Raw genomic sequence first — 22,990 nt, forward strand, 5'->3', positions numbered from 1 at the left:
GGTAATGAGTCTCGACCTTCTCGTGAAAAATGCGCGCCTGGCGGACGGGCGCGAAGGCCTCGACATCGCCTGCGAGGGAGGGCGGATCGTGGCGGTGGAGCGCGGGATCGAGGCCGAGGCGGGCCGCACGCTCGATGCCGGCGGTCGCCTCGTCGCGCCGCCCTTCGTCGACGTGCATTTCCACATGGATGCGACGCTTTCGCTCGGCCTGCCGCGGCTCAACCAGTCAGGAACCCTGCTGGAGGGCATCGCGCTCTGGGGCGAACTGAAGCCGCTGCTGACCCACGAGGCAGTGATCGAGCGCGCTTTGCGCTATTGCGACCTCGCGGTGAGCCAGGGCCTGCTTGCCATCCGCTCTCATGTCGACATCTGCGACGACCGGCTGCTGGCGGTTGAGGCGCTGCTCGACGTGCGGGAAAAGGTGAAGGACTATATCGACCTCCAGCTCGTCGCCTTCCCGCAGGACGGCTATTACCGCTCACCCACCGCGGCCGACAATCTGCGCCGCGCGCTGGACATGGGCGTAGACGTCGTCGGCGGCATTCCCCATTTCGAGCGCACCATGTCCGACGGCGCCGCTTCGCTCAAGGCGCTGTGCGAGATCGCGGCCGAGCGGGGCCTGCGTGTCGACATCCATTGCGACGAGACCGACGATCCGCTCTCGCGCCATATCGAGGCGCTGGCCTATGAAACACAGCGGCTGGGCCTTGGCGGCCGGGTGGCTGGCTCGCACCTCACCTCCATGCACTCCATGGATAATTACTACGTCTCGAAGCTGATTCCGCTGATCGCGGAGGCCGGCGTCCACGCCATCGCCAATCCGCTGATCAACATCATGCTGCAAGGCCGGCACGACACCTATCCCAAGCGGCGCGGCATGACGCGGGTGCCGGAGTTGCGGGCAGCCGGCATCAATGTCGCCTTCGGCCATGACTGCGTGATGGACCCCTGGTACTCGCTCGGCTCCGGCGACATGCTGGAAGTCGCTCATATGGCGCTGCATGTCGGCCAATTGTCTTCGCGCGAGGCCGTGACCTGGTGCTTCGAGGCCGTGACCACCAATCCGGCGCGCATCATGGGCCTGGAAGGCTATGGCGTGGCGCCGGGCTGCAACGCCGACTTTGTGGTGCTGCAGGCCGATGACCCCATCGAGGCGATCCGCCTGAAGGCCGCGCGGCTGTTCGTGGTCCGGCGCGGGCGCATCATCGCCGAGGGCGCGCCGCGGGTAAGCGCGCTCGATCTGCCCGGCCGCCCGGCGCTGGTGGACCCAAGTGCCTATGCGCCTACCTCTTCCTGAACCTTGCCGAATTCGTTGATAGACACATATGGTGGCTTGCCGGATGGTGAGTGTCCCGACCCGAAGCTGTTGAATTCGCCGCCCTATTTCATCTCATGACGTTAGCAGCCGATGGCGACCGATGCGTATGCGCCCGAAATTCGTGACCTGCCGTTGGTCAGCACGGACGGTTTCGATCTGCTGCGCCGCCCGGTCTGGATTCTCGACACCGTACGGATGCGGAAATACTACGCCAACGCGGCGGCGCTGAAACTGTGGCGGGTCCCGGCCGACGGGCTGGACGAGTTTTTCATCCGCGATTTCACCCCGCATTCCACCGCGATCCGCGAGCGGCTGGCGGGAACTCTGGGGCGGGTGGCGAATGGCGAGGTGCTGGTCGAGCGCTGGACCTTCTATCCCAAGGGCGGTGCCTTCACCGTCGATTGCACCCAGAGCGGGGTCCGGCTGCCGAACGGCAATGTCGGCATGCTGGTCGAGGCCGCGGTGCCGGAAGTGGCGCCCGAGGAACTGCGCGGCGTGGAAGCGCTGCGCCACACCGCGGTGATGGTGACGCTGTACAGCGCCAACGGCGCGGTGCTGTTCCGCAATCCGGCCGCAACCCGTGCCTATCCGAATCCAAGCCATGCCTTTCTCGCCAGCTTCGTCGACCCCGGCGAGGGCGAGCGTTTCTGGCGTGCGGCGCTCGGCCATGAGGTCGCCCGCACCGATGCCTTCATGGGGCAGGCCACGACCGGCGAATTCCGTGCCGTCACCAGCCTGGGCGTCCGCTGGCACGGATTGTACTTATGTACCACCACCGATCCGGTGACGGGCCAGCTCTGCCTTCTGGTGAACGAGCGCGACGTCACCGACCGCGTGCAGGCCAACGCCCATGCCGAATATCTCGCCGGGCATGACGTGGTGACCGCACTCGTCAACCGCATAGGCTTCAACCGGCGGCTCGACGGGCTGATGGAGACGCCGCTGTCGTCCGGTGGGCTGCTGGTGATCGATCTCGATGGCTTCAAGCAGATCAACGACACGCATGGCCACGGCGCCGGCGACGTCGTGCTGCGCGAGGTCGGAAAACGGCTTGCCGCCAATGCCCGCGCCGGAGATGTGTGTGCCCGGCTGGGGGGCGACGAGTTCGCCATGATCCTGCCGGGCCTCACCGACCCCAACGTGCTGCGCCGGCGCGCGGAGCAGATCTATCACCAGATCATCCAGCCGATCGAGGCGCCGTCCACGGGCGCCGCCCTGACTGTCGCGGCGAGTTTCGGCACGGCGGCATGGCCGGAAAACGGGGCGACGCCGGACGAGTTGCAGCGCAATGCCGACCTTGCGCTCTATGCCGCCAAGGGCGAGAGCGGCCAGCGCATCAAGCATTTCGACATGGATATGCGCCGGGTCGCCGACGAGCGGCACAAATGCATCGAGGATCTGCGCGCCGGCCTCGAACGCGGCGAGTTCGAGGTCTATTTCCAGCCGCTGGTCGGCTTCGCCGAGCCGAGGCCGATCGGCTTCGAGGCGCTGCTGCGCTGGCGCCACCCGGAGCGCGGGCTGGTGCTTCCGGGCGAGTTCGTCGGTGCGGCCGAGAGCGTCGGCCTGATGGCGCCGATCGGCCGGTTCGTGCTGGAGGCGGCGGTGCGCCAGATGCGCCTCTGGCTGGACATGGGGTTCGATGTGCGGCGCCTCGCCATCAACCTGTCGAGCAATCAGCTTCACATCCGCAACCTGGCCGAGCTGGCGCGCGATGCGGTGGCAAGTGCCGGCGTGCCGGCGGCGCTGGTGGAGTTCGAGGTGCCGGAGACGGTTACGCTCGGACGCGGTGGCGAGGGGGCGGTCGGCGCGCTGTGGGACCTGCGGCGCCTGGGCTTTGCTATCGCGCTCGACGATTTCGGCACCGGCTATGCGTCGCTCACCCATCTGCGCCGGCTGCCGGTGGATACCATCAAGCTCGACCGCTCCTTCATCGTCGATATGAACGCCTCGGTGGCCGACCGCGCGATCGTTCGGGCGCTGATCGGGCTTGGCCATGATCTCGGCCTTCAGGTGCTGGCGGAGGGCATAGAGACCCACGAGCAGTTCGCCGCGGTGGCGGAACTGGGCTGCGATGCCGGACAGGGCTTCCTGTTCGGCTATCCCATGCCCGCTGGCGAGGCCACGGACTGGCTGCGGGCGAATGCGCAGATCGCCGATCGCCGCAAGGTCATCAGTTTCCCGGGATAACCAGCACGGTCGGCTTCATCGGCAGCGTTTCCCGCGAGAGCACGAGTGTCGGGCCGGACTGACGCTTCACCTCGTATTTGCTGTCGCCGAGGCGGCGCAGGAAATTGTTCAAGGTGCTCTCGTTGAAATAATGCATCGGGATCACCAGCGGCGATTCCAGCGCTTTCAGCACCTCGATCATGCCGTCGACATCTATGGTGTAACTGCCATCGACCGGGGCCAGCACCACGTCGATGCGCCCCAGCACGGCGAGGTCGTCCTCCGTCAACGTGTGGTGCAGGTGCCCGAGATGGGCGATGCACAGATCGGCGGCGCGGAAGATGAAGATCGAATTGCCGTTGCGGATCGTGCCGCCTTCCCAGTCGCGGATATTGGTCGGCAGGTTGCCGACCCAGAGATCGTCGACATCGAGATTGTAGCGCACCGGCTCGCCCACCGTGTCGCTCCACCCCTTCAGCACATGCGCGATGCCCGGATCGGGGGCCAGCGAGTAATGGGTGGAGTGCGCGCGGTTCATGGTGGCGACGCGCGGCACGATGTCGGGGCGCACATAGTCGTTGTAGTCGGTGGCGAGCGTCACGCCGCCGGCGGTCTCGATCAGGAAGGTCGAATGGCCGATATAGGTCAGGCTGACATGGTTCGGCGCCACCGAGGCCAGCCGGAGCGAGGCGGGGACGGCGAGCCGCTCCGGCGAGGGAAAGCCCGGAAACGTCGCCACCAGCTTGGGGCAGCGGTCCGCCTGCGCAAGGGCCGGCAGCGGCGCGAGCAAAGGCGCCAGCAGCAGCGCGGCGAGGGTCAACAGGAGACGCGGGGACGCTGGACGCATGCGGGTGCTCCGGGCCGGTGTCGCTCGGGGCATGATCGACGTTACGGCACCGCCGCGCGAGTAACGATTGCGTTGGCGCACAGGCGCGCGAATCGCTGTGCGCGGCTCGCCTCGTCCGCCCGTCCCAGCCCTCCGGCGGCCGGGACGACCTGCAAGGCCATCACCGAATATGCGGGTTGGTGCGCTTCTCGGTGCCGATGGTCGAGGCGCTGCCATGGCCGGGCAGGATGGTGACGTTGTCGCCGAGCGGCAGCAGCTTGGACTTGATGCCGGCGATCAGCGTGTCGTGGTCGCCATAGGGGAAATCGGTGCGCCCGACCGAGCGCTGGAACAGCGTGTCGCCGACCACGGCGAAGCTGCCCGGCTTGTAGACCAGCACGACATGGCCGGGTGTATGGCCCGGCACATGCAGCACGTCGAAGGGGAAGCCGCCAATATCCACGGTGTCGCCCTCGTTCAGCCAGCGGTTCGGGGTGACCGGGCGGCCGGGGATGCCGGTGCGCTCCCCATCGGCCACGAGATTGTCCAGCAGGAACTTGTCGGCCTCGTGCGGTCCCTCGACCGGAACCTTCAGCGTTTCGGCCAGTTCGGCGGCGCCGGCGGCGTGGTCGATATGGCCATGGGTGAGCACGATCTTTTCCGCGTTCACCTCCAGCTCCTCAAGCGCCGCGAGAATGCGCGGCAGGTCGCCGCCGGGATCGATCACCGCGCCCCTCTTGGTGGTCTCGTCCCAGATGATCGAGCAGTTCTGCTGGAACGGGGTGACGGGCACGACGGCGATCTTGAGTTCGGACATTCACATTTCCTCGGCAAGGGGGCGGGCGGAATGTGGTCGAACATATGCCGTCCCGCAAGGCGCCCCGCTTGTGGCGCCCCTGCGCCAATGCTATCCCGCGCCTCATGAGCACCAGGCCCATCGAAAACATCCGCAACTTCTCCATCGTCGCCCATATCGACCATGGGAAGTCGACCCTTGCCGACCGGCTGATCCAGATCACGGGCGGGCTGTCCGAACGCGAGATGTCCGAGCAGGTGCTCGACAACATGGATATCGAGCGCGAGCGCGGCATCACCATCAAGGCGCAGACGGTGCGCCTCGCCTACAAGGCGCATGATGGCAAGACCTACGTGCTCAATCTCATCGACACGCCCGGCCATGTCGACTTCGCCTATGAGGTGAACCGCTCGCTGGCCGCCGTGGAAGGCTCGCTGCTCGTGGTCGACGCCTCGCAGGGCGTCGAGGCGCAGACGCTGGCGAATGTCTACCAGGCGATCGACAATAATCACGAGATCGTCCCGGTCCTCAATAAGGTCGACCTGCCGGCCGCCGAGCCGGACAAGGTGAAGGCGCAGATCGAGGATGTGATCGGCCTCGACGCCTCCAATGCCGTGCTGATTTCGGCCAAGACCGGCCTCGGCATTCCCGATGTGCTGGAAGCCATCGTCACCCGGCTGCCGCCGCCCCAGGGTGACCGCGAGGCCCCGCTCAAGGCGCTGCTGGTCGACAGCTGGTACGACGTCTATCTGGGCGTCGTGGTGCTGGTGCGCATCGTCGACGGCGTGCTGAAGAAGGGCCAGCGCATCAAGATGATGCGGGCGGACGCGGTGTACGAGATCGACCGCGTGGGCGTGTTCACGCCCAAGCTCACCGTCATGGCAGAACTCGGGCCGGGCGAGATCGGCTTCCTGACCGGCTCGATCAAGGAAGTGGCCGATACCCGCGTCGGCGACACCATCACCGAGGAGAAGCGCCCCACCGCCGAACCGCTGCCGGGCTTCAAGCCGGCGCAGCCGGTGGTGTTCTGCGGCCTGTTCCCGGTCGATGCCGCCGATTTCGAGGATCTGCGCTCCGCGATGGGCAAGCTGCGGCTCAACGATGCCAGCTTCTCCTTCGAGATGGAGACATCGGCCGCGCTCGGCTTCGGCTTCCGCTGCGGCTTCCTCGGCCTGCTGCACCTCGAAATCATCCAGGAGCGGCTGGAGCGCGAGTTCAACCTCGACCTGATCGCCACAGCCCCCTCGGTCATCTACGAAATCGAGATGAACGACGGCACGGTGATCGAGATGCACAACCCGGCCGACATGCCGGACGTTGTGAAGATCAAGGAAATCCGCGAGCCGTGGATCCGCGCCACCATTCTCACCCCCGACGATTATCTCGGCGCGGTGCTGAAGCTCTGCCAGGACCGGCGCGGCAACCAGATCGAGCTGACCTATGTCGGTGCGCGCGCCATGGTCACCTATGACCTGCCGCTCAACGAGGTGGTGTTCGATTTCTACGATCGCCTGAAGTCGATCTCCAAGGGCTATGCCTCGTTCGACTACCAGATCACCGACTATCGGCCGGGTGACCTGGTGAAGATGTCGATCCTGGTCAATGCCGAGCCGGTCGACGCGCTCTCCATGCTGGTGCACCGCACCCGCGCGGAATATCGCGGCCGTGCCATGTGCGAGAAGCTGAAGGACCTGATCCCGCAGCACCTGTTCCAGATTCCGATCCAGGCGGCGATCGGCGCCAAGATCATCGCCCGCGAGACCATCAAGGCGCTGCGCAAGGACGTGACCGCCAAATGCTATGGCGGCGACATCACCCGCAAGCGCAAGCTTCTGGAAAAGCAGAAGGAAGGCAAGAAGAAGATGCGCCAGTTCGGCCGGGTGGAGATTCCGCAGGAAGCCTTCATCGCCGCGCTGAAGGTGGATGACTGACGCCTCTTCCGCTGCGTCTTCCGAATCGAAGGCAAGTGTGCTCCCATCGCGCGAGCGGAAAACCGCACGATGGGAGGCAGTCACATGGCCTACAAATTCGAAGTCTACCAGGACAAGGCGGGCGGCTACCGCTTTCGCTTCAAGGCGTCCAACGGCGAGACGATGTTCGCTTCCGAAAGCTACAAGGCCAAGGCATCGGCCATGAGCGCGATCGAATCCATCAAGAAGAATACGCCGGGTGCGGACGTCGTCGAAGTGGCGAAGGACGAGGGCAAGGCCTGACGCCGGCTCACACGTCACCGCGCCGCTTACTTCATTGGCGCCAAGAAAAAGGCCGGGCGCGAGCCCGGCCTTTCCTTATGCACGGCTACCCGCGTCAGATGACGTAGGGCGGCACGTGATAGTAGTCGTTGACCTTGCGGTCCCAATCCGCGTCCTTCCAGTTGCGATCGTCCGCGCTGGAGTGGTGCGGGGCGCCGGAAAGCTGCTCCTCGGTGATGTCGACCACATAGCCGTCCATCCGCTCGTCATATTTCAGCAGCGACCACGGCAGCGGATAATAGTCCTCGCCGAAGCCGAGGAAGCCGCCGAAGCTCATCACCGCATAGGCGGTCTGGCCGGTCAGCTTGTCGATCATCACACGGGCGATCGAGCCGATGCGGTCGCCATTGGGGCGGTACACCGCGGTGCCCTCGACCTTGTCGCTGCCTATCAGCGTCATGGTCTCACGGGTTTCCAGATTCTGCTGCGTGCTGTGCATATCAACCCTCCATGGTTGGTCGAATGTGATTGTAATGACTGGAAAACGTCTGGTGTCGTCGCGAGTTCCATTAAAATTCCGAAAGGAATAATCTTCCGAGAGCGGCGGTATTCATCGACATATTACCGTGTGACGGCCTTCATCAGTCCGTTACCGCTCCGTAATCAGTCTTTCCGCTCTTGGCGGGGAAGCTGCAATGCCGGTATCTTGGCCGCGCGATCAGGAGAATCACGAGATGACCAATGAGCGGGATGCCGTCTCGACCGGGCGCCGCCGCGCGCTGAAGCTGCTCGGCCTCGCGGGCGCGCTGGCCGTGGCGGGCCGCGCCGTGGGGCACGCGCAGGAGACCGAAATTGCCGACATGAAGCCCGGCACCTTCGTCTGGTATCCCGACCGCGCCCCCGAGGGCTTCGTCTCGATCATCGTCTCGCTGCCGGACCAGCGCTGCTACGTCTATCGCAACGGCGTGCGCATCGGCGTGTCGACCTGTTCGACCGGCAAGGCAGGCCATGAAACGCCGGTGGGCATCTTCACCATCCTGCAGAAGGATGCGGACCACCATTCCTCGATCTATGACGATGCCTCCATGCCCTTTACCGAGCGGCTCACCTGGTCGGGCGTCGCGCTGCATGCCGGCGGGCTGCCGGGCTATCCGTCCTCGCATGGCTGCGTGCACCTGCCGCTCGCCTTCGCCAAGCTGCTGTTCGGCGTCACCCATTACGGCACGCCGGTGATCATCGCCGACTCGCATTCCCAGCCGGTGGATGTGCTCCATCCCGGTCTGGTGCTTCCCAAGGACGCGACCACGGCAATCAGCGCCGATCCGACCGCAGATGCGGCGGCGGCCAAGGCGCCGGCGCAGGACGCGGTGTCGCTGGTCATCAGCGGCGCCGACAAGAGCCTCACCGTGCTGAAGGACGGCGCGGTGGTGCTGACCGCCCCGGTCACCATCCGCGATCCGGCGACACCGCTCGGCAATGTGGTCTATGTACTGAAATCGGTGGGCGGCGAGGTGTCGTGGACCTCGATCGCCTATGAGGCCAACAGTGCCGCGGCCGGCAAGGCGACGCAGGCGATCGACCGCATCACGGTGGCGCCCGACATCAACAAGCAGCTCGCCAGCCTGCTGGTGCCGGGCTCCACCATGCTGATCACCGAGTTGTCCGCCGATCCCGGCACGCGCTCGGATCCTAATTTCGTGGTCATGGCCCCGGCCATGAGCTGAAGGAGCGTTTGATGCTCTCCAGCCTGTCGCGCGCGGTTTTGCTGTTTGGCCTTCTGGCCCTCGCCGGCCCCGCCGCGGGGCAGGGCATGCCGATGCCGCTCGCGCGACCGGCGGAGCCGGCGGCGGCCCCGGTCCCGCCCGCACCGGCGCCCTCCGCCGCCGACAAGGTGCCGGCCAAGCAGATCTTCGGCGCCGCGCGCGGGCCGGCCGACCTTTCCAGCCGCGCCATCGGCTTCTATTCCAAGGGGTGCCTGTCGGGAGCGGTGATGCTGCCGGTGAACGGCCAGACCTGGCAGGCGATGCGGCTGTCGCGCAACCGCAACTGGGGGCATCCGCGCCTCGTCGACTTCATCGAGCGCTTCGCGGCCAAGGTGCCGAAGGTCTCGCAATGGCCGGGCATCCTTGTCGGCGACATGGCCCAGCCGCGCGGCGGGCCGATGCTCTCGGGCCATGCCTCGCACCAGATCGGGCTCGACGCCGATATCTGGCTGACCCCGATGCCCCGGCGTGAATTCACCACACAGGAGCGCGAAAAGGTCTCGGCCACCATGGTCGTGCGATCGGACCGGCTCGACGTCGATCCCAGGGTCTGGACCGGCTCGCACATCGCGGTGATCCGCGCGGCGGCGCAGGACCCGGAGGTCGAGCGCGTGCTGGTCAATGCCGCCATCAAGAAGGCGCTGTGCCGCGACGCGACCGGCGACCGTTCCTGGCTGCAGAAGGTGCGGCCCTATTGGGGGCACGACTACCACATGCATGTGCGGCTCTCCTGTCCGAAGGACAGCCCGCAATGCCGCCCGCAGGACCCAGTGGTGCCGGGCGAGGGCTGTAGCGGAGAGGCGCTGGACTGGTGGTTCTCGGACGCCAACCTGCATCCCAAGCCGCCCAAGGAGCCGGTGAAGCCCGCGCCGCCGATGATGCTCGCCGATATGCCGCCGGCCTGCCGCGAAGTGGTGCTGGCGCCCTGAGGCGCCGCTTCTTCAGGCCCGCGCGTCGTCGAGGATCATGCCCGCGGCCTTCTCGGCGATCATGATGGTCGGGGAATTGGTGTTGCCGGAGACGATGGTCGGCATGATCGAGGCATCCGCCACCCGCAGCCCGTCCATGCCGATGACCCGCAGTCGCTCGTCCACCACCGCCATCGGGTCGGAGGGCAGGCCCATCTTGGCGGTGCCGACCGGGTGGAAGATGGTGGTGCCGATATCGCCCGCCGCTCGCGCCAGCGCCTCCTCGCTGTCGCCGACCTGAGGGCCCGGCAGGAATTCCTCGGGCCGGTAGGGGGCGAGGGCGGGGCGGGAGACGATGCGCCGGGCGACGCGCAGGCTGTCGGCGGCGACGCGGCGGTCGTCCTGCGTGGCGAGATAGTTCGGCCTGATGCGCGGGGCCGCGCGGGGATCGGCGCTTGCCAGCTCGATCGCGCCCCGGCTGGTCGGGCGCAGATTGCACACGCTCATGGTGAAGGCCGGGAAGCGGTGCAGCTTCTCGCCGAACTTCGGCAGCGAGAGCGGCTGAACGTGGAATTCGAGGTCGGCCCGCTCGATGTCGGGGCGCGAGCGGGTGAAGATGCCGAGCTGCGAGGGCGCCATGGTCAATGGCCCGCGCTGGAACAGGGCGAAGTCCAGCCCCATCTTCGCCCGGCCGAACAGCGAGTGATATTGCTCGTTCAGCGTCGGCACGCCCTGAACCTTGTAGATCATGCGCAGTTGCAGATGGTCCTGCAGGTTGGCGCCCACGCCCGGCCGCTCCAGTGCGACCGGAATGCCGTGCGCCGCCAGCTCCGCGCCCGGCCCGATTCCGGAGAGCTTCATCAGATGCGGCGAGCCGACCGCGCCGGAGGCGAGGATCACCTCGGCCCGCGCCCGCGCGACGCGCGCGACCCCGCCTTGCGTGTAGGCGACACCCACGGCGCGGCCGTTCTCGATCAGGATTCGGTCGGCCTGGCAGCCGGTCTCCAGCCTGAGATTGGCGCGGCCGAGCACGGGCTTGAGGAAGCCGCGCGCGGCGCTCCAGCGAAAGCCGCGCTTCTGGTTCACCTGGAAATAGGAGGAGCCTTCATTGTCGCCGGTGTTGAAGTCCGGGATCGGGGCGATGCCGTCCTGCCGCGCGGCCTCGCGCACCGTGTCGAGCAGTTCCCAGGTCAGGCGCGGGAATTCCACGCGCCATTCCCCACCCGCGCCATGGGCCGCACTGGCGCCGAGATAGTGGTCCTCGTGCTTCCTGAACACCGGCAGCACATCGTCCCAGCCCCAGCCGGAAAGGCCGAGCTGGCGCCAGTGATCGTAATCGGCGGCCTGTCCGCGCATGTAGATCATGGCGTTGATGGCGGAGGAGCCGCCAATAGTCTTGCCGCGTGGGTAGTTCAGCGCGCGGCCATTGAGGCCGGCTTCAGGCTCGGTCTTGAAGCACCAGTCGGCGCGGGGATTGCCGATGGCGAACAGATAGCCGACCGGGATGTGAAACCAGATCCAGTTGTCGCGCCCACCGGCTTCGAGCACCAGAACCTTGTTTGCGGGGTTGGCTGACAGCCGGTTGGCGAGCACGCAACCGGCCGAGCCGGCGCCGACGATGATGTAATCGAAGCTCTCGGCGGCGTCGGTCGGCATGCGGGCACCCCTTGTCATCTCGTCGCGCGGAAACTGCCGGGAGGGTACCGCCCCGGCAATGTGAAATCGTGCCCAAGCGTTGTTCGCAGGTTCACATCGACCCGGGCGGCATGTGCGTTATTGCGCGAGCTTGTCGGCGAACAGCCCGATGGCGCGGGCATTGTTCACCGCCTTGTTCCAGCCCAGCAGCGCCTGGAAATTGCCGCCGCCCTGATGGTAGTCGGCGCCGCGCTGCCAGCCATAGGCCTTGAGATAGTTGGCGGTGGAGGCAAGCACGTCGACCGGGTTGCCGATCAGGTCGGCATGGCCGTCGCCGCTGAAATCGACGGCGTACTTGACGTAGGAACTCGGCATGAACTGGGTCTGGCCGAGCTCGCCCGCCCAGGCGCCGCGCATCTGGCCGATGGAGAGATCGCCGCGCTGGACGATGCGCAGCGCATCGAGCAACTGGGCGGTGAAGAACTCGGTGCGCCGGCAGTCATAGGCCAGTGTCGCCAGCGAGCGGAACACCGGCATCTTGCCGGAATTGGCGCCGAAATCGGTCTCCATGCCCCAGATCGCCACCAGAATCGTCCCCGGCACACCGAAGCGCTGCTCGATGCGGGCGAGCGGGCCGGCATATTGCTTGAGCATCTGCTTGCCCTTGGCGATGCGGCCCTTGGTGACGCGGTTGGCGACGAACTGCTCGAACGGGACGCTGAAGTGCTTCTGGTTGCGGTCGAGCCCGATGACCTGCGTGCTGTAGGTCACGCCGTCCAGCGCGCGCAGGGCGCTCGCCGAGATGCCGGCGCCAGCGGCCTCGCGCCTGAACTCGCCGAGCCAGCGCTCGAAGCCCGAGGCGTCGTTGCCGCAGGTGGCGGCGATGGCCGGCGCTGCGGCGAGAAGGGTGAAGGCGATGCCGGCAACCCGGCCGAGTTTCCTGAAGGCGTTCATCTGGGTCCGAGCTCCCGCTCCCGGTAAAAGGCGCCTGTTCCCGCGCGCCGCTGCCCGCCATCCTGCGCGCGCTGTTATGAACGCGGCGTTTCCGCGCTCACACGCCGATGCGCCCGAAGCCGGGAAGCTTGATGCCGGGCCGGCGCAGGTCGAGCCCGGCGACGGCGCCGAGTACATTGATCTCCAGCCCCTCGACCCAGGCCAGCGTCAGGCCCGCATAGCCGCCGAGCGATAGCCGCACGCCGGTCTGCGACGGCGCAAGGCCGATCCAGCGCCCATCGGTCGGGAAGTCCTTGCCGATGGCGGTCGGCGGCAAGGTGGCGGCGGTTTCCGGCACGGCGGCCAGCACGGCGGCGACGAAGCTGTTGGAGTTCGGCCCCGGCCAGACGCGGTAATCGCCATAGTCGGCGTAAGGGTAGGCGTCGATGGCCGCGCGCAGCTTCGGGATCAGCGCCTGCGCCGCCTCGCCGCGCGCCTCGAACACCACCTCCGGCTCGTTGCCGTACCAGCGCCCGTCGGGGGCATAGCCGTTGCGGCGGATCGGCGAACCCCAGCCCACCTTGTCGAAGCGTTCATAGCCGCCGCCGGCCTCCTTGATCACGATCCAGCTATGGACCGCGAAGATGCCGCGCCAGCGGCCGACGCGGGCCGCGTAGACCCGGACCATGGCCTCGGGGTTTCGCGCGGCCGGCGGCAGGGTGCCGGTGCTCGACCAGTCGGCCGAGCGCCAGGAGCGGCTGAAGTCACTGGTCTGCCATTGCACCAGCGCATGGGCGCCGAGCGGCAGGGCGAACAGCAGCATGAAACCGAAAAGGGTGAACTGGGCGGTGCGGAGCATTGCTATCACAGTGCGGATGATTTGGCGCAAAACAAGTCGCCGGCAGGCCACCCGCGAAAATGTGTTCACCCGCATGCCGTTAGGGCAGGAAAAACGACCGGGGCGGGATCCTGGAAAAATATCCGCCTTGCGCCGGTCGCGGGGACCGGGTCTCATGGGCCCCTCGCGTGACGCTTGGGGAGTGCCATGGACGGCGGGCCAAGTTTCTTCGGCGACCTGCTCGGCTCGATTGCCGAACGCGGGCGCCAGCTTCTCGACCTCGGTCGCGAGCGGCGGCCGCTTGGCGCCATCCGCGCCGCCGGCCTTGCCGAGCTGTGCGAGCAATTGCTGAGCGGGCGCGGGGAGGCGTCCGGCACCGCGCTGGCGCGGGAAATCCTCATTCTCTACCGCTCATTGAAGACCGCCGAGAAGATCGCCTTCTTCGAGGCGCTGGCCGGTGTGTTCGGGCCGGACAAGGCGCGGCTCGACAAGGCGGTCGCGCGCTATGTCGCCGATCCCACTCCGGCGGCGCTGGCGGAGCTGCACGGGGCGAGCGAGCCGCGCCGGCAGGAACTCATCCGCCGGGTGAACCTCGCTCCGGGCGCAACCGCGCAGTTGGTTGCCATGCGCGCCGAATTGCTGGACATCCTGCGGCGGCGCGCCGATCTCGCCGAGGTCGACCGCGACTTCACCCATCTCTTCGCCTCCTGGTTCAATCGAGGGTTTCTCGTGCTGCGCCGGATCGACTGGTCGACCCCCGCCAATGTTCTCGAAAAGATCATCCGCTACGAAGCGGTGCACGAGATTCGCGACTGGAACGATCTGCGCGCCCGCGTCGACAGCCCGGACCGGCGCTGCTACGCCTTCTTCCACCCCGCCATGGTCGACGAGCCTCTGATCTTCGTCGAGGTGGCGCTCACCCGTGAGATACCCGAGGCGATCGGCCCGATCCTGGCGCAGGAGCGCACGCCGCTCGACCCGGCCAAGGCCCGCGTGGCGGTGTTCTACTCGATCTCGAACTGCCAGACCGGGCTCGGCGGGGTGAGCTTCGGCAATTTCCTGATCAAGCAGGTGGTGGAAGAGATTTCCCGCGACATGCCGGGGCTCACCACCTTCGTCACGCTGTCGCCGGTGCCCGGCTTCCGCGCCTGGCTGGAGGGCGAGCGCCGGCGCGAGACCTCCGCCGTGCTGACCGCCGAGGACCGGGCCATGCTGGAGCAACTCGACACCGCGCCGGCCGATGCGCCGCTGCGAGAGGAATTGTCACCGGTCATCGCGGCGCTGGCGGCACAGTTTTTCCTGCGCGAGCGCTCGGCCAAGGGCAAGCCGCTCGATCCGGTGGCGCGCTTCCATCTGGGCAATGGCGCGCGGCTGGAGCGCATCAACCCGTTCGGCGACCTGTCGGCGCGGGGGATGAAGCAGGCGGCCGGGCTGATGGTGAACTACCGTTACGTGCCCGACGATATCGAAAAGAATCACGAGGCGTTCTTCGACAAGGGCGAGATCGTCGCCAGCGCCCCGGTGCGCAAGCTGCTGCGCCCGGATAATGGCGCGCGTCTTCCGGCGGTGCAGGAAAAGGCGAGCTGAACGCGTGCCGGGTCAACCCGGCGCGTCGTCCCGGCAGAAATTGTCGAAAAGCACGGTCATCACCTCCCGTGCCGCCTTGTTGTCGAGGAAATAATAGAGCGTGCGATGCTCGCGGCGGAAGGACACGATGTCCTCCTCCTTCAGCTTGGCCAGATGCTGCGACATCGAGCTCTGCGGCAGGCCGGTCGCCTCGATCAGATCGGTGACGCTGCGCTCCCCCTGTGTCAGCTCGCACAGGATGAGCAGACGGTGCGGGCTGGCCAGCCCTTTCAGGAATCCGGCGACCCGATCGGCCTTTGCCGCCATGGACTCGATCCCGCTCGCGGCGTCCATCCGTAAACTCCCGCTTTTCATATCGTAAAAATATGATATCATGAAAATATGAATTGATAAATGCCGGAGAACAGCATCATGAGCAAGGACTATCGGGAACTGACCCGCGACATCACCGCCTATACCGGCGAATTGCGCAAGCTGGCGCCGGACGCCATGCAGGGCTTTCACGCGCTGTCGCGCGGCGCGGGGGCCTCCGGTGCGGTTGACGCCAAGACCAAGGAACTGATCGCGCTCGCCATCGGCATCACCCAGCGCTGCGACGGCTGCATCGGCTTCCACGCCAAGGCGCTGCACGGCATGGGCGCCACCCGGCAGGAGGTCGGCGAGGTGGCCGCGATGTGCGTCTATATGGGCGGTGGGCCGGCGCTGATGTACGCCGCCGACGCGCTGCGCGCCTTCGACCAGTTCGCCGCGCCGCAGGCCGCCTGAGGAGGGGCGCGGCGGTAGCCCGCCCTTGACAGGCCGTTCCCGCTTATGCCCGATGCCCCGACACTCAGGTTTCGGGATATTGGTTCGGCGATGCGGTTTCTTCCTCACCTTCTGAAGCGCTTCGTCCACAAGGGCAGCCTCACTGTTATCGGTCCCGACGGGAGCCGCACCGTGTTCGGCACCGGCGAGGACGGGCCGAAGGTTGTCATGCGCTTGCACGACGACAAACTTGACCGCGAGCTGTTCTTCAATCCCGAACTGATCGCGGCCGAGGCCTATATGGACGGCCGCCTTACCTTCGAGGAAGGCACGGGGGTTTATGACTTCCTGTACCTGTTCTCGGTGAACCGGAAGGGGCTGGCGTCCCACCCGGTGCAGCAGGCGCTGCGCCGTGCGTGGCGCAGCCTCAAGCGCTGGCACCAGTCCAACCCGCTCGGCAAGGCCGCCACCAACGCGCAGAGCCATTACGACCACCCGCCGGAATTCTACCGGCTGTGGCTCGATTCGCAGATGATCTATTCCTGCGCCTATTTCCCGACCCCCGACGCTTCTCTGGAAGAAGCGCAGTGGGCGAAGTTGCGCCACATCGCCGCCAAGCTGAAGCTGGAGCCCGGCATGCGGGTCGCGGAGATCGGCTCGGGCTGGGGTGCGCTCGCCATCTATCTCGCCAAGCTCGGCGTGCATGTCACCGCGATCAACGTCGCCACCGAGCAACTCGCCGAATCGAAAAGGCGGGCCGAGGCGGAAGGCGTGCTCGACCGCATCACCTTCTTCGAGCGCGACTATCGTGAACTGACCGGCCAGTTCGACCGCGTGGTCTCGGTCGGCATGATGGAGCATGTCGGCGTCAATCATTTCGACGCGTATTTCGACACCATCAAGCGGCTGCTGGTGCCCGGCGGCTTCGCGATGATCCACGCCATCGGCCGCATGTCGCCGCCCGGCTCGACCGGTCCGTTCATCCGCAAGCACATCTTCCCCGGCGGCTATGTGCCGGCGATGTCGGAAGTGTTCGCCTCGCTGGAGCGCGTGGGGCTGTGGGCGGCGGACTGCGAAATCCTGCGCCTGCACTACTACTGGACCATCAAGCATTGGCGCATCAACTTCGACAAGGTGCGCCCGCAAGTGGTCGAGATGATGGGCGAGCGCTTCGCGCGGATGTGGGAATTCTACCTGGTGGCGGTGGAACTTGGCTTCCTGCACGGCTCGAACATGGTCTACCAGCTTCTGCTGTCCAATGAGCGCGACGCGGTGCCGGTGATCCGCGACTTCATCACTGATGAGGAGCGGTCGCTGGCCGCGCGGGCGGCCTGACGGGTCGCTGCGTGCTTGAGCGACTTGCCAGACCGGCATCCGATCCATTATGACACGGGTAGAGAGCAACCTCGCGAGAGCCGAGCCGTGACGCATTCGTCCGCCCGACGCATTTCCGCGACCCCGACCGCCAAGCGGTTTGCGGGGAACGCTCTCCTTCTGTCCGGCCTGCTTCTTCTTAGCCGCCCCTGAGGGCCGGCCGGGCTGTGTGCCTGGGCGCTCAGGGGATGACGCCCGAACCGCCAACAACACCCAGAGCCGAGCCGATGAAAAAGGTCCCGCGCGGACCGCCGGCGAAGCGACAGAAGGAAAAGACCCATGTCCTCCACCTCCAGCGCCCATGACAGCCGCGCCGACGACCGTGTGGTGATCTTCGACACCACTCTGCGCGATGGCGAGCAGTGCCCCGGCGCCTCGATGACCTTCGAGGAAAAGCTCGAAGTGGCCGAGTTGCTCGACACGATGGGCGTCGATGTCATCGAGGCGGGCTTCCCGATCGCCTCAAACGGCGACTTCGAATCGGTCGCCGAGATCGCCCGCCGCACGAAGCGCGCGGTGATCGCGGGTCTTGCCCGCGCCATTCCCGTCGACATCGCCCGCGCCGGCGAGGCGGTGAAGCATGCGCAGCGCCCGCGCATCCACACCTTCGTGTCGACCTCGCCGATCCATCTGGAATTCCAGATGCGCAAGACGCAGGATCAGGTGATCGACATCATCACCGCCACCGTCACCCAGGCGCGCAACCTGATCGACGATATCGAGTGGTCGGCGATGGATGCCACCCGCACCCCGATCGACTATCTCGCGCGCTGCGTCGAGACCGCGATCAAGGCCGGCGCCACCACCATCAACCTGCCCGATACGGTGGGTTACGCCACCCCGTCCGAATATGAGGCGATGTTCCGCCAGGTGCGCGAGCGGGTGCTCGACCGCGTGTCGAATCCCGAGAAGATCGTGTTCTCCGCCCATTGCCATGACGATCTCGGCCTCGCCGTCGCCAATTCGCTGGCGGCGCTGGCCGGCGGCGCCCGGCAGATCGAATGCACCATCAACGGTCTCGGCGAGCGCGCGGGCAATGCGGCGCTGGAAGAGGTGGTCATGGCCATCCGCACCCGTGCCGACGTGCTGCCCTACCAGACCGGCATCGACGCGACGCTGGTGACGCGCGCGTCCAAGCTGGTCTCGGCGGTGACGTCGTTCCCGGTGCAGTACAACAAGGCCATTGTCGGCCGGAATGCCTTCGCGCATGAGAGCGGCATCCATCAGGACGGCATGCTGAAGAACGCCACCACCTACGAGATCATGACCCCCGAGACCGTGGGCGTGAACAAGACCTCGCTGGTGATGGGCAAGCATTCCGGCCGCGCCGCCTTCCGCGACAAGCTGAAGGCGCTGGGCTACGAACTCGGCGAGAACGCGCTGAACGACGCCTTCACCCGCTTCAAGGACCTCGCCGACCGCAAGAAGGTGGTCTACGACGAGGACATCGAGGCGCTGGTCGATCAGGGCATCGCGGTGGCGCATGATCGGATGAAGCTGGTGTCGCTCTCGGTGATCGCCGGCAGCCACGGCCCGCAGCGCGCCACCATGAAGATGGAAGTCGACGGCCAGCGCTTCACCGTCGAGCAGGAGGGCAACGGGCCGGTCGATGCGGTGTTCAACTGCATCAAGGAGATCGTGCCGCACACCGCCAAGCTCGCGCTCTATCAGGTCCACGCCGTGACCGAGGGAACCGACGCGCAGGCCGAGGTGTCAGTGCGGCTGGAGGATGGCGACAAGGCGGTGACCGGGCGCGGTTCCGATCCCGACACGCTGGTCGCTTCCGCACAGGCCTACATCATCGCGCTCAACAAGCTGCAGGCCAAGAGCCAGAGCCTCAACGCGCAGTCCCAGCCCGCGGCCGAGTGAGCGGGTTCTTCTGACCATCAGGCGGCGCGGGGCGATGCTTCGCGCCGCCTGTCGGTTTTTGCGGTGCCATAATGTTGTCGGCCTGATTGGCGAGGAGTTCCCCTCACGCGGGAGACCGGCAGCATGAGACGCCTTGCCCCTGACAGGTGCCGTGCCTTCCATCCTTGCCGGGCTCCATGACGGGCGCGGCGGCTGTCCCGATCGTCGCGCTGGCAGCGGATGAACGGCTGCCGGTGATGGCGGCCCTCTGCCCGCGCGCGCAGGGAACGCTGCGGCTCGCCTTGTCGCTCGCCCTGCATGTCGCCTTGCTGCTGGTCATGCTGTGGCTCGGCCTCGCACCGGTGCTGCCCCCCGAGCCTCCGGCTGTGACCGTGGAGATTCTGAGCGGCGCAGCGTTCGACGCTCTGCGCGCTCCCGCGCCGCCGACGGTGCCGATGAGCGGGGGCGGGGAGGGGCTCGGCCCGCCATCCGCCGCGCCGCCGGCGGCGGTGCCACCGGTCACGACCCGGCCGGATGGCATGATCCATCCCTCGACCCTGCTGTCGCAGCAGGCGCTGGCGCAGCCGGCGAACCGGCCGTTGCGGCGCCAGCTCGCCACGCTGGCCGACGAGGAGCACATCGCCCAGCTCTGCGATCTGGAGGCGATGGAGCAGATCCACGCCTGGAAGGGCGAGTTCCAGCCCGACCGGCTGGTCGACTACGCGCTGTCGGATCCGCGTCTGGAGGAGGGCGCGTTCATCGCCCATGGCGCGGCGTTCCGCGCCGGCCATCAATGGTATGAGCTGTCCTATCGCTGCGAGCTCGACGCCAGCCGGCGGCGGGTGACCGGTTTTTCCTTCCGCGTCGGGGCCGCGATCGCGCGCGAGGAATGGAGCGCGCTCAACCTTCCCGCCGTGCATTGAGCCGCGTCACGCCTGGCGCGGATCGATCCCGCATTCGGCGGCGGCCTGTGCGAACAGCGCCTGTTCCAGTGCGTCGAGCGCCGCCCCGCCGGTGCCGAGCGAGGCGCCGTCGAGTTCGGTGATGCGACGGATGAAGCGCAGGCTGTTGGTGGCGAACACCGCCTGCGCGCCGGCCAGCGCCTCGCGCGTGAGCGGGACTTCCGCCACCTCCAGCCCGAGGGAGGGAGCGATCTCCAGAACCAGCGCCCGCATCACGCCCGGCAGGCAGCCTTCGGACAGGGGCGGGGTCACCAGCCGGTCGTCCATGAGCGCGAAGACATTGGCGATGGTGGTGCAGGCGACGCGGCCCTGCGTGTTGAGGATCAGCGCGTCGTCCACGGCCGCCCGCGCCGCTTCCCGCGCGGCGAGGATATGATCGAGATAGCCCAGCGCCTTGAGGTTGGCCGTGGGCGAGAACTCGTTGCGCCGCCCGGTCGCGGTGATGAGCCTTGCCGGCTGGCCGAGCAGGGCCGGGCCCCACGGGGCGGTCGCAACCACCAGCGTCGGCTCCCCGGCGCTTGCCGGCCACAGCCCGCGCGCGGCGGTGCCCCGCGTCAGCGTGGTGCGCAGGATGGCGGGCGTAGGCGGCAGCGCGGCGTCGATCGCCGCCTCGATCCGCGCGCCCTCAATGGCAATACCGATCGCCCCGGCGGCAGCGAGCAGCCGTGTGACGTGGGCATGCCGGGCGATCACCGCCCCGTTCAGCGCCAGCGCGGTGTCGAACACGCCGTCGCCGAGTGTGAAGCCGCGATCCTCGCTGCTGAGCGGGTTCACGCCGGAACACGCGCGCGTTTGAGGAAGTTGCCGAGAATGTCGTAGCCGTGCTCGGTCAGCACCGATTCCGGGTGGAACTGCACGCCGAAGGTCGGGTGCTGGCGGTGGGCGAGGCCCATGATCTCGCCATCCTCGCTCCAGGCGGTGGCATCCAGCGGGCCGTCATCGCCCAGTTCCACCGCCAGCGAATGATAGCGCCCGGCGGCGAAGGGGGAGGGCAAGCCAGCGAAGACGTCGCTGCCCGTATGGCGCACCTGCGACGCGCGCCCGTGCATCGGCGTCTTCGCACGCACGACGCGCCCGCCAAAGGCCTGCCCGATGCATTGATGGCCGAGGCAGATGCCGAGAATCGGCAGCCGGCCGGACAGCGCGCGGACCGCTTCCAGCGACACGCCGGCCTCGTCGGGCGAGCACGGGCCCGGCGAGATCACCAGCGCGTCCGGGCGCAGCCTCTCGATGGCGGCGACGTCGAGCGCGTCGTTGCGGGCGACCTCGATATCCTGCCCCAGCTCGCGGAAATAGCGCGCCACGTTGAAGACGAAGCTGTCGTAATTGTCGATCAGCAGGATCATCGGCCGCCCCTCATGCCTGCTGCGGGACGAAGGCGCGGAACAGCCGCTCCGCCTTGGTCAGGCTCTCGGCATATTCCAGCGCCGGATCGGAGAGCACGGTGATGCCGCCGCCGACGCCAAAGCGCGCTTCCTCGCGCTCCACGGTCACCGTGCGGATGGCGATGTTGAAATCCATCGCGCCGTCAAAGCCGATATAGCCGATGGCGCCGCAATAGAGTCCGCGCGGCCGGCCTTCCAGCTCGTGAATGATTTCCATGGCGCGGATCTTCGGCGCGCCGGTGATCGAGCCGCCCGGGAAGGAGGCCGCCATCAGGTCGAGCCCGTCGCGGCCCTCATCCAGTTCGCCGGTCACCACCGAGACGAGGTGATGGACGTTGGCATAGGTCTCCAGTCCGCACAGGCGCGGCACCTTCACCGTGCCGGGCCTGCATACCCGCGAAAGATCGTTGCGCAGCAGGTCGACGATCATCACGTTCTCGGCGCGGTCCTTCTCGCTGCCGGAAAGCTCGCGGCCGCGGAAGGCATCCAGCGTCGGCTCCACCGAACGCGGCACCGTGCCCTTGATCGGGCGGGCCTCGACCTGCCGGCCTTCCAGCCGCACGAAGCGCTCGGGCGAGGAGGAGGCAATGGTGCGGTCGGTGTTGACGATCAGCGCGGCGAAGGTTGCGGGGTTGGCGCGGCGCAGCCGGTCATAGAGCGCCAGCGGGTCGACCTTGCCGATCCGGGCGCGGAACTGCTGGGTGAAGTTGGCCTGGAAAATGTCGCCGGCACGGATGTAGTCGATCACCCGGGCCACGGCCGCCCGGTAGGCGGCGGCGTCGAAATTCGAGTTCCAGCCGGTCACTGCCGGCGCGGTGCCGAGTGGCGCCGCGGGGGCGGCGAGGCGTGCGATCGCGTCTTCCAGCCGCTCACGCGCCCGTTGCTGCCGCTGCGCGGGTTCGCTCGCCGGCCAGCCGGTGGAGACGATGAAGGCGCGCCGGGCCACATTGTCGAAGGCGACCACCAGATCGTAGAAGCCGAGGTCGATCTCGGCGCCTTCGCCCGGCTCCGGGGCGGGCGTGGGGAAACGATCGAACAGCCGGCCGGCCTCATAGGCCATGTACCCGGCCGCGCCGGCCCGAAACGGCGGCGCGCCGGGATTTCCGGGGCGGGGCGGCTGGGCGAAGCGTTCGAGCCGGGCGCGCAGCTCGGCCATCGGCGCGCCTTCCAGCGCCACGCCATTCCAGAAAGCGGTCGCGCCCTCGACGCGGAACCGGCCGAACGGCTCGGCCATGACGTAGGACCAGCGCCCGAGCACGGGATGCACCATGGCGCTGTCGAGGAAAACGAGGCCGGGCACGCGCGTGCCGTCGCGCCGCGCCAGCCGGCGGGCGGCCTGCCACGGGTCCTGGAAATCGATCTCGACGACGATCGGCGGCGGTTCCTGAATCATGATCGCCTGAATATGGCGTGTCGGCTGTTGCCTTCCTAGACCGCTTCGCCGGCTTACGGCAGCGGAATATGGCGCCGGCCCGCGCGGTCATCATAGAACCAAAGAGGCCTTGACGCTCGGGCACACGGATGATCGCTTAACAGGCCTCACGCTGGCGCCCCGCGAATGGATGGCGCCGTTATGCAAAAACGTCGCGACAATGTCTCGGGAGGGACGCATGAAGAATTTGAAGGCTGCCGCTGTGGGCCTTGCGGCTCTTGCGATTGCTGCGGTTCCTGTTGGTTTTGCGCAGGCTCAGGACTATCCGTCGCGTTCGGTGACG

The 22,990-nt window shown here is 67.2% G+C and carries 21 protein-coding genes; 11 read left to right on the forward strand and 10 right to left on the reverse strand.

Annotated elements, in window-relative coordinates; genetic code table 11:
- Positions 1-4 precede the first annotated feature (4 nt).
- Together MKI84_RS06090 and MKI84_RS06095 are read left to right on the forward strand one after the other, a co-directional pair.
- On the forward strand, positions 5-1,297 hold the full coding sequence (locus tag MKI84_RS06090) for an amidohydrolase family protein (RefSeq protein ID WP_241617466.1): 1,293 nt from the start codon (positions 5-7) through the stop codon (positions 1,295-1,297).
- Between the two features lie 111 nt (positions 1,298-1,408).
- Entirely contained in the window at positions 1,409-3,505 is a 2,097-nt protein-coding gene (locus MKI84_RS06095; protein WP_241617467.1) for a putative bifunctional diguanylate cyclase/phosphodiesterase, read from the forward strand.
- On the opposite strand, the gene MKI84_RS06100 is transcribed toward MKI84_RS06095, so the two are convergent.
- Both MKI84_RS06100 and MKI84_RS06105 read right to left on the reverse strand, forming a co-directional pair.
- Complete coding sequence (locus tag MKI84_RS06100; RefSeq protein WP_241617469.1) at positions 3,489-4,331, reverse strand: MBL fold metallo-hydrolase; 843 nt, start codon at positions 4,329-4,331, stop codon at positions 3,489-3,491. The genes MKI84_RS06095 and MKI84_RS06100 overlap by 17 nt on opposite strands.
- 160 nt (positions 4,332-4,491) lie before the next feature.
- Entirely contained in the window at positions 4,492-5,127 is a 636-nt protein-coding gene (locus tag MKI84_RS06105) for an MBL fold metallo-hydrolase (protein ID WP_241617471.1), read from the reverse strand.
- 104 nt (positions 5,128-5,231) lie between these two features.
- Between MKI84_RS06105 and lepA the strand changes: the two genes are divergently transcribed.
- Both lepA and MKI84_RS06115 read left to right on the forward strand, forming a co-directional pair.
- Positions 5,232-7,037, forward strand: a complete 1,806-nt coding sequence (gene lepA, locus MKI84_RS06110) for a translation elongation factor 4 (RefSeq protein WP_241617473.1) — start codon at positions 5,232-5,234, stop codon at positions 7,035-7,037.
- Positions 7,038-7,121: 84 nt separating this feature from the next.
- The gene (locus tag MKI84_RS06115) at positions 7,122-7,319 is read left to right on the forward strand and encodes a YegP family protein (RefSeq protein WP_241617475.1); all 198 of its coding nucleotides are present in this window, start codon (positions 7,122-7,124) and stop codon (positions 7,317-7,319) included.
- A gap of 94 nt (positions 7,320-7,413) precedes the next feature.
- Here the strand turns inward: MKI84_RS06115 and MKI84_RS06120 are convergent, their stop codons facing one another.
- Positions 7,414-7,797, reverse strand: a complete 384-nt coding sequence (locus MKI84_RS06120; protein ID WP_241617477.1) for a PRC-barrel domain-containing protein — start codon at positions 7,795-7,797, stop codon at positions 7,414-7,416.
- 235 nt (positions 7,798-8,032) lie between these two features.
- On the opposite strand from MKI84_RS06120, the gene MKI84_RS06125 reads away from it, so the two are divergent.
- Together MKI84_RS06125 and mepA are read left to right on the forward strand one after the other, a co-directional pair.
- Positions 8,033-9,022, forward strand: a complete 990-nt coding sequence (locus MKI84_RS06125; RefSeq protein WP_241617479.1) for a L,D-transpeptidase — start codon at positions 8,033-8,035, stop codon at positions 9,020-9,022.
- An 11-nt stretch (positions 9,023-9,033) separates the two neighbouring features.
- The gene (gene mepA / locus MKI84_RS06130) at positions 9,034-9,990 is read left to right on the forward strand and encodes a penicillin-insensitive murein endopeptidase (protein ID WP_425353798.1); all 957 of its coding nucleotides are present in this window, start codon (positions 9,034-9,036) and stop codon (positions 9,988-9,990) included.
- Between the two features lie 12 nt (positions 9,991-10,002).
- On the opposite strand, the gene MKI84_RS06135 is transcribed toward mepA, so the two are convergent.
- The 3 genes from MKI84_RS06135 to MKI84_RS06145 all read right to left on the reverse strand — a co-directional run bounded on the left by MKI84_RS06135 (position 10,003) and on the right by MKI84_RS06145 (position 13,396).
- The gene (locus MKI84_RS06135; protein WP_241617481.1) at positions 10,003-11,625 is read right to left on the reverse strand and encodes a GMC family oxidoreductase; all 1,623 of its coding nucleotides are present in this window, start codon (positions 11,623-11,625) and stop codon (positions 10,003-10,005) included.
- 117 nt (positions 11,626-11,742) lie between these two features.
- The gene (locus tag MKI84_RS06140; protein WP_241617483.1) at positions 11,743-12,558 is read right to left on the reverse strand and encodes a lytic murein transglycosylase; all 816 of its coding nucleotides are present in this window, start codon (positions 12,556-12,558) and stop codon (positions 11,743-11,745) included.
- 97 nt (positions 12,559-12,655) lie between these two features.
- Complete coding sequence (locus tag MKI84_RS06145) at positions 12,656-13,396, reverse strand: DUF3750 domain-containing protein (protein ID WP_241617485.1); 741 nt, start codon at positions 13,394-13,396, stop codon at positions 12,656-12,658.
- Positions 13,397-13,582: 186 nt separating this feature from the next.
- Here MKI84_RS06145 and MKI84_RS06150 point away from each other — a divergent pair, with 186 nt between their 5' ends.
- Positions 13,583-14,962: a malonyl-CoA decarboxylase gene (locus MKI84_RS06150; protein ID WP_241617487.1), complete on the forward strand. Its 1,380-nt coding sequence runs from the start codon at positions 13,583-13,585 to the stop codon at positions 14,960-14,962.
- 12 nt (positions 14,963-14,974) lie between these two features.
- Here MKI84_RS06150 and MKI84_RS06155 read toward each other — a convergent pair whose 3' ends face one another.
- Entirely contained in the window at positions 14,975-15,295 is a 321-nt protein-coding gene (locus MKI84_RS06155; protein ID WP_241617489.1) for an ArsR/SmtB family transcription factor, read from the reverse strand.
- A gap of 78 nt (positions 15,296-15,373) precedes the next feature.
- Between MKI84_RS06155 and MKI84_RS06160 the strand changes: the two genes are divergently transcribed.
- From MKI84_RS06160 to MKI84_RS06175, 4 genes are all read left to right on the forward strand, one after another.
- On the forward strand, positions 15,374-15,727 hold the full coding sequence (locus tag MKI84_RS06160) for a carboxymuconolactone decarboxylase family protein (RefSeq protein WP_241617492.1): 354 nt from the start codon (positions 15,374-15,376) through the stop codon (positions 15,725-15,727).
- Positions 15,728-15,817: 90 nt separating this feature from the next.
- Positions 15,818-17,041, forward strand: coding sequence for an SAM-dependent methyltransferase (locus tag MKI84_RS06165; protein WP_241617494.1), 1,224 nt, complete (start codon positions 15,818-15,820; stop codon positions 17,039-17,041).
- Between the two features lie 318 nt (positions 17,042-17,359).
- A complete protein-coding gene (locus tag MKI84_RS06170; RefSeq protein ID WP_241617496.1) occupies positions 17,360-18,949 on the forward strand; it encodes a 2-isopropylmalate synthase in 1,590 nt (529 codons plus the stop codon).
- Positions 18,950-19,125: 176 nt separating this feature from the next.
- Complete coding sequence (locus MKI84_RS06175) at positions 19,126-19,851, forward strand: DUF930 domain-containing protein (protein ID WP_241617499.1); 726 nt, start codon at positions 19,126-19,128, stop codon at positions 19,849-19,851.
- A gap of 6 nt (positions 19,852-19,857) precedes the next feature.
- Here MKI84_RS06175 and MKI84_RS06180 read toward each other — a convergent pair whose 3' ends face one another.
- From MKI84_RS06180 to pabB, 3 genes are read right to left on the reverse strand one after another with little or no spacing between them, the layout of a single operon-like run.
- Complete coding sequence (locus tag MKI84_RS06180) at positions 19,858-20,664, reverse strand: aminotransferase class IV (protein ID WP_241617500.1); 807 nt, start codon at positions 20,662-20,664, stop codon at positions 19,858-19,860.
- A complete protein-coding gene (locus MKI84_RS06185; protein ID WP_241617502.1) occupies positions 20,661-21,236 on the reverse strand; it encodes an anthranilate synthase component II in 576 nt (191 codons plus the stop codon). Before MKI84_RS06185 ends, MKI84_RS06180 begins: the two co-directional genes overlap by 4 nt.
- A 10-nt stretch (positions 21,237-21,246) precedes the next feature.
- A complete protein-coding gene (gene pabB, locus MKI84_RS06190; protein WP_241617504.1) occupies positions 21,247-22,668 on the reverse strand; it encodes an aminodeoxychorismate synthase component I in 1,422 nt (473 codons plus the stop codon).
- Between the last annotated feature and the right edge of the window lie 322 nt (positions 22,669-22,990).

Origin of the sequence: Ancylobacter gelatini (assembly GCF_022601675.1) — a bacterium.
Lineage (GTDB): Bacteria > Pseudomonadota > Alphaproteobacteria > Rhizobiales > Xanthobacteraceae > Ancylobacter > Ancylobacter gelatini.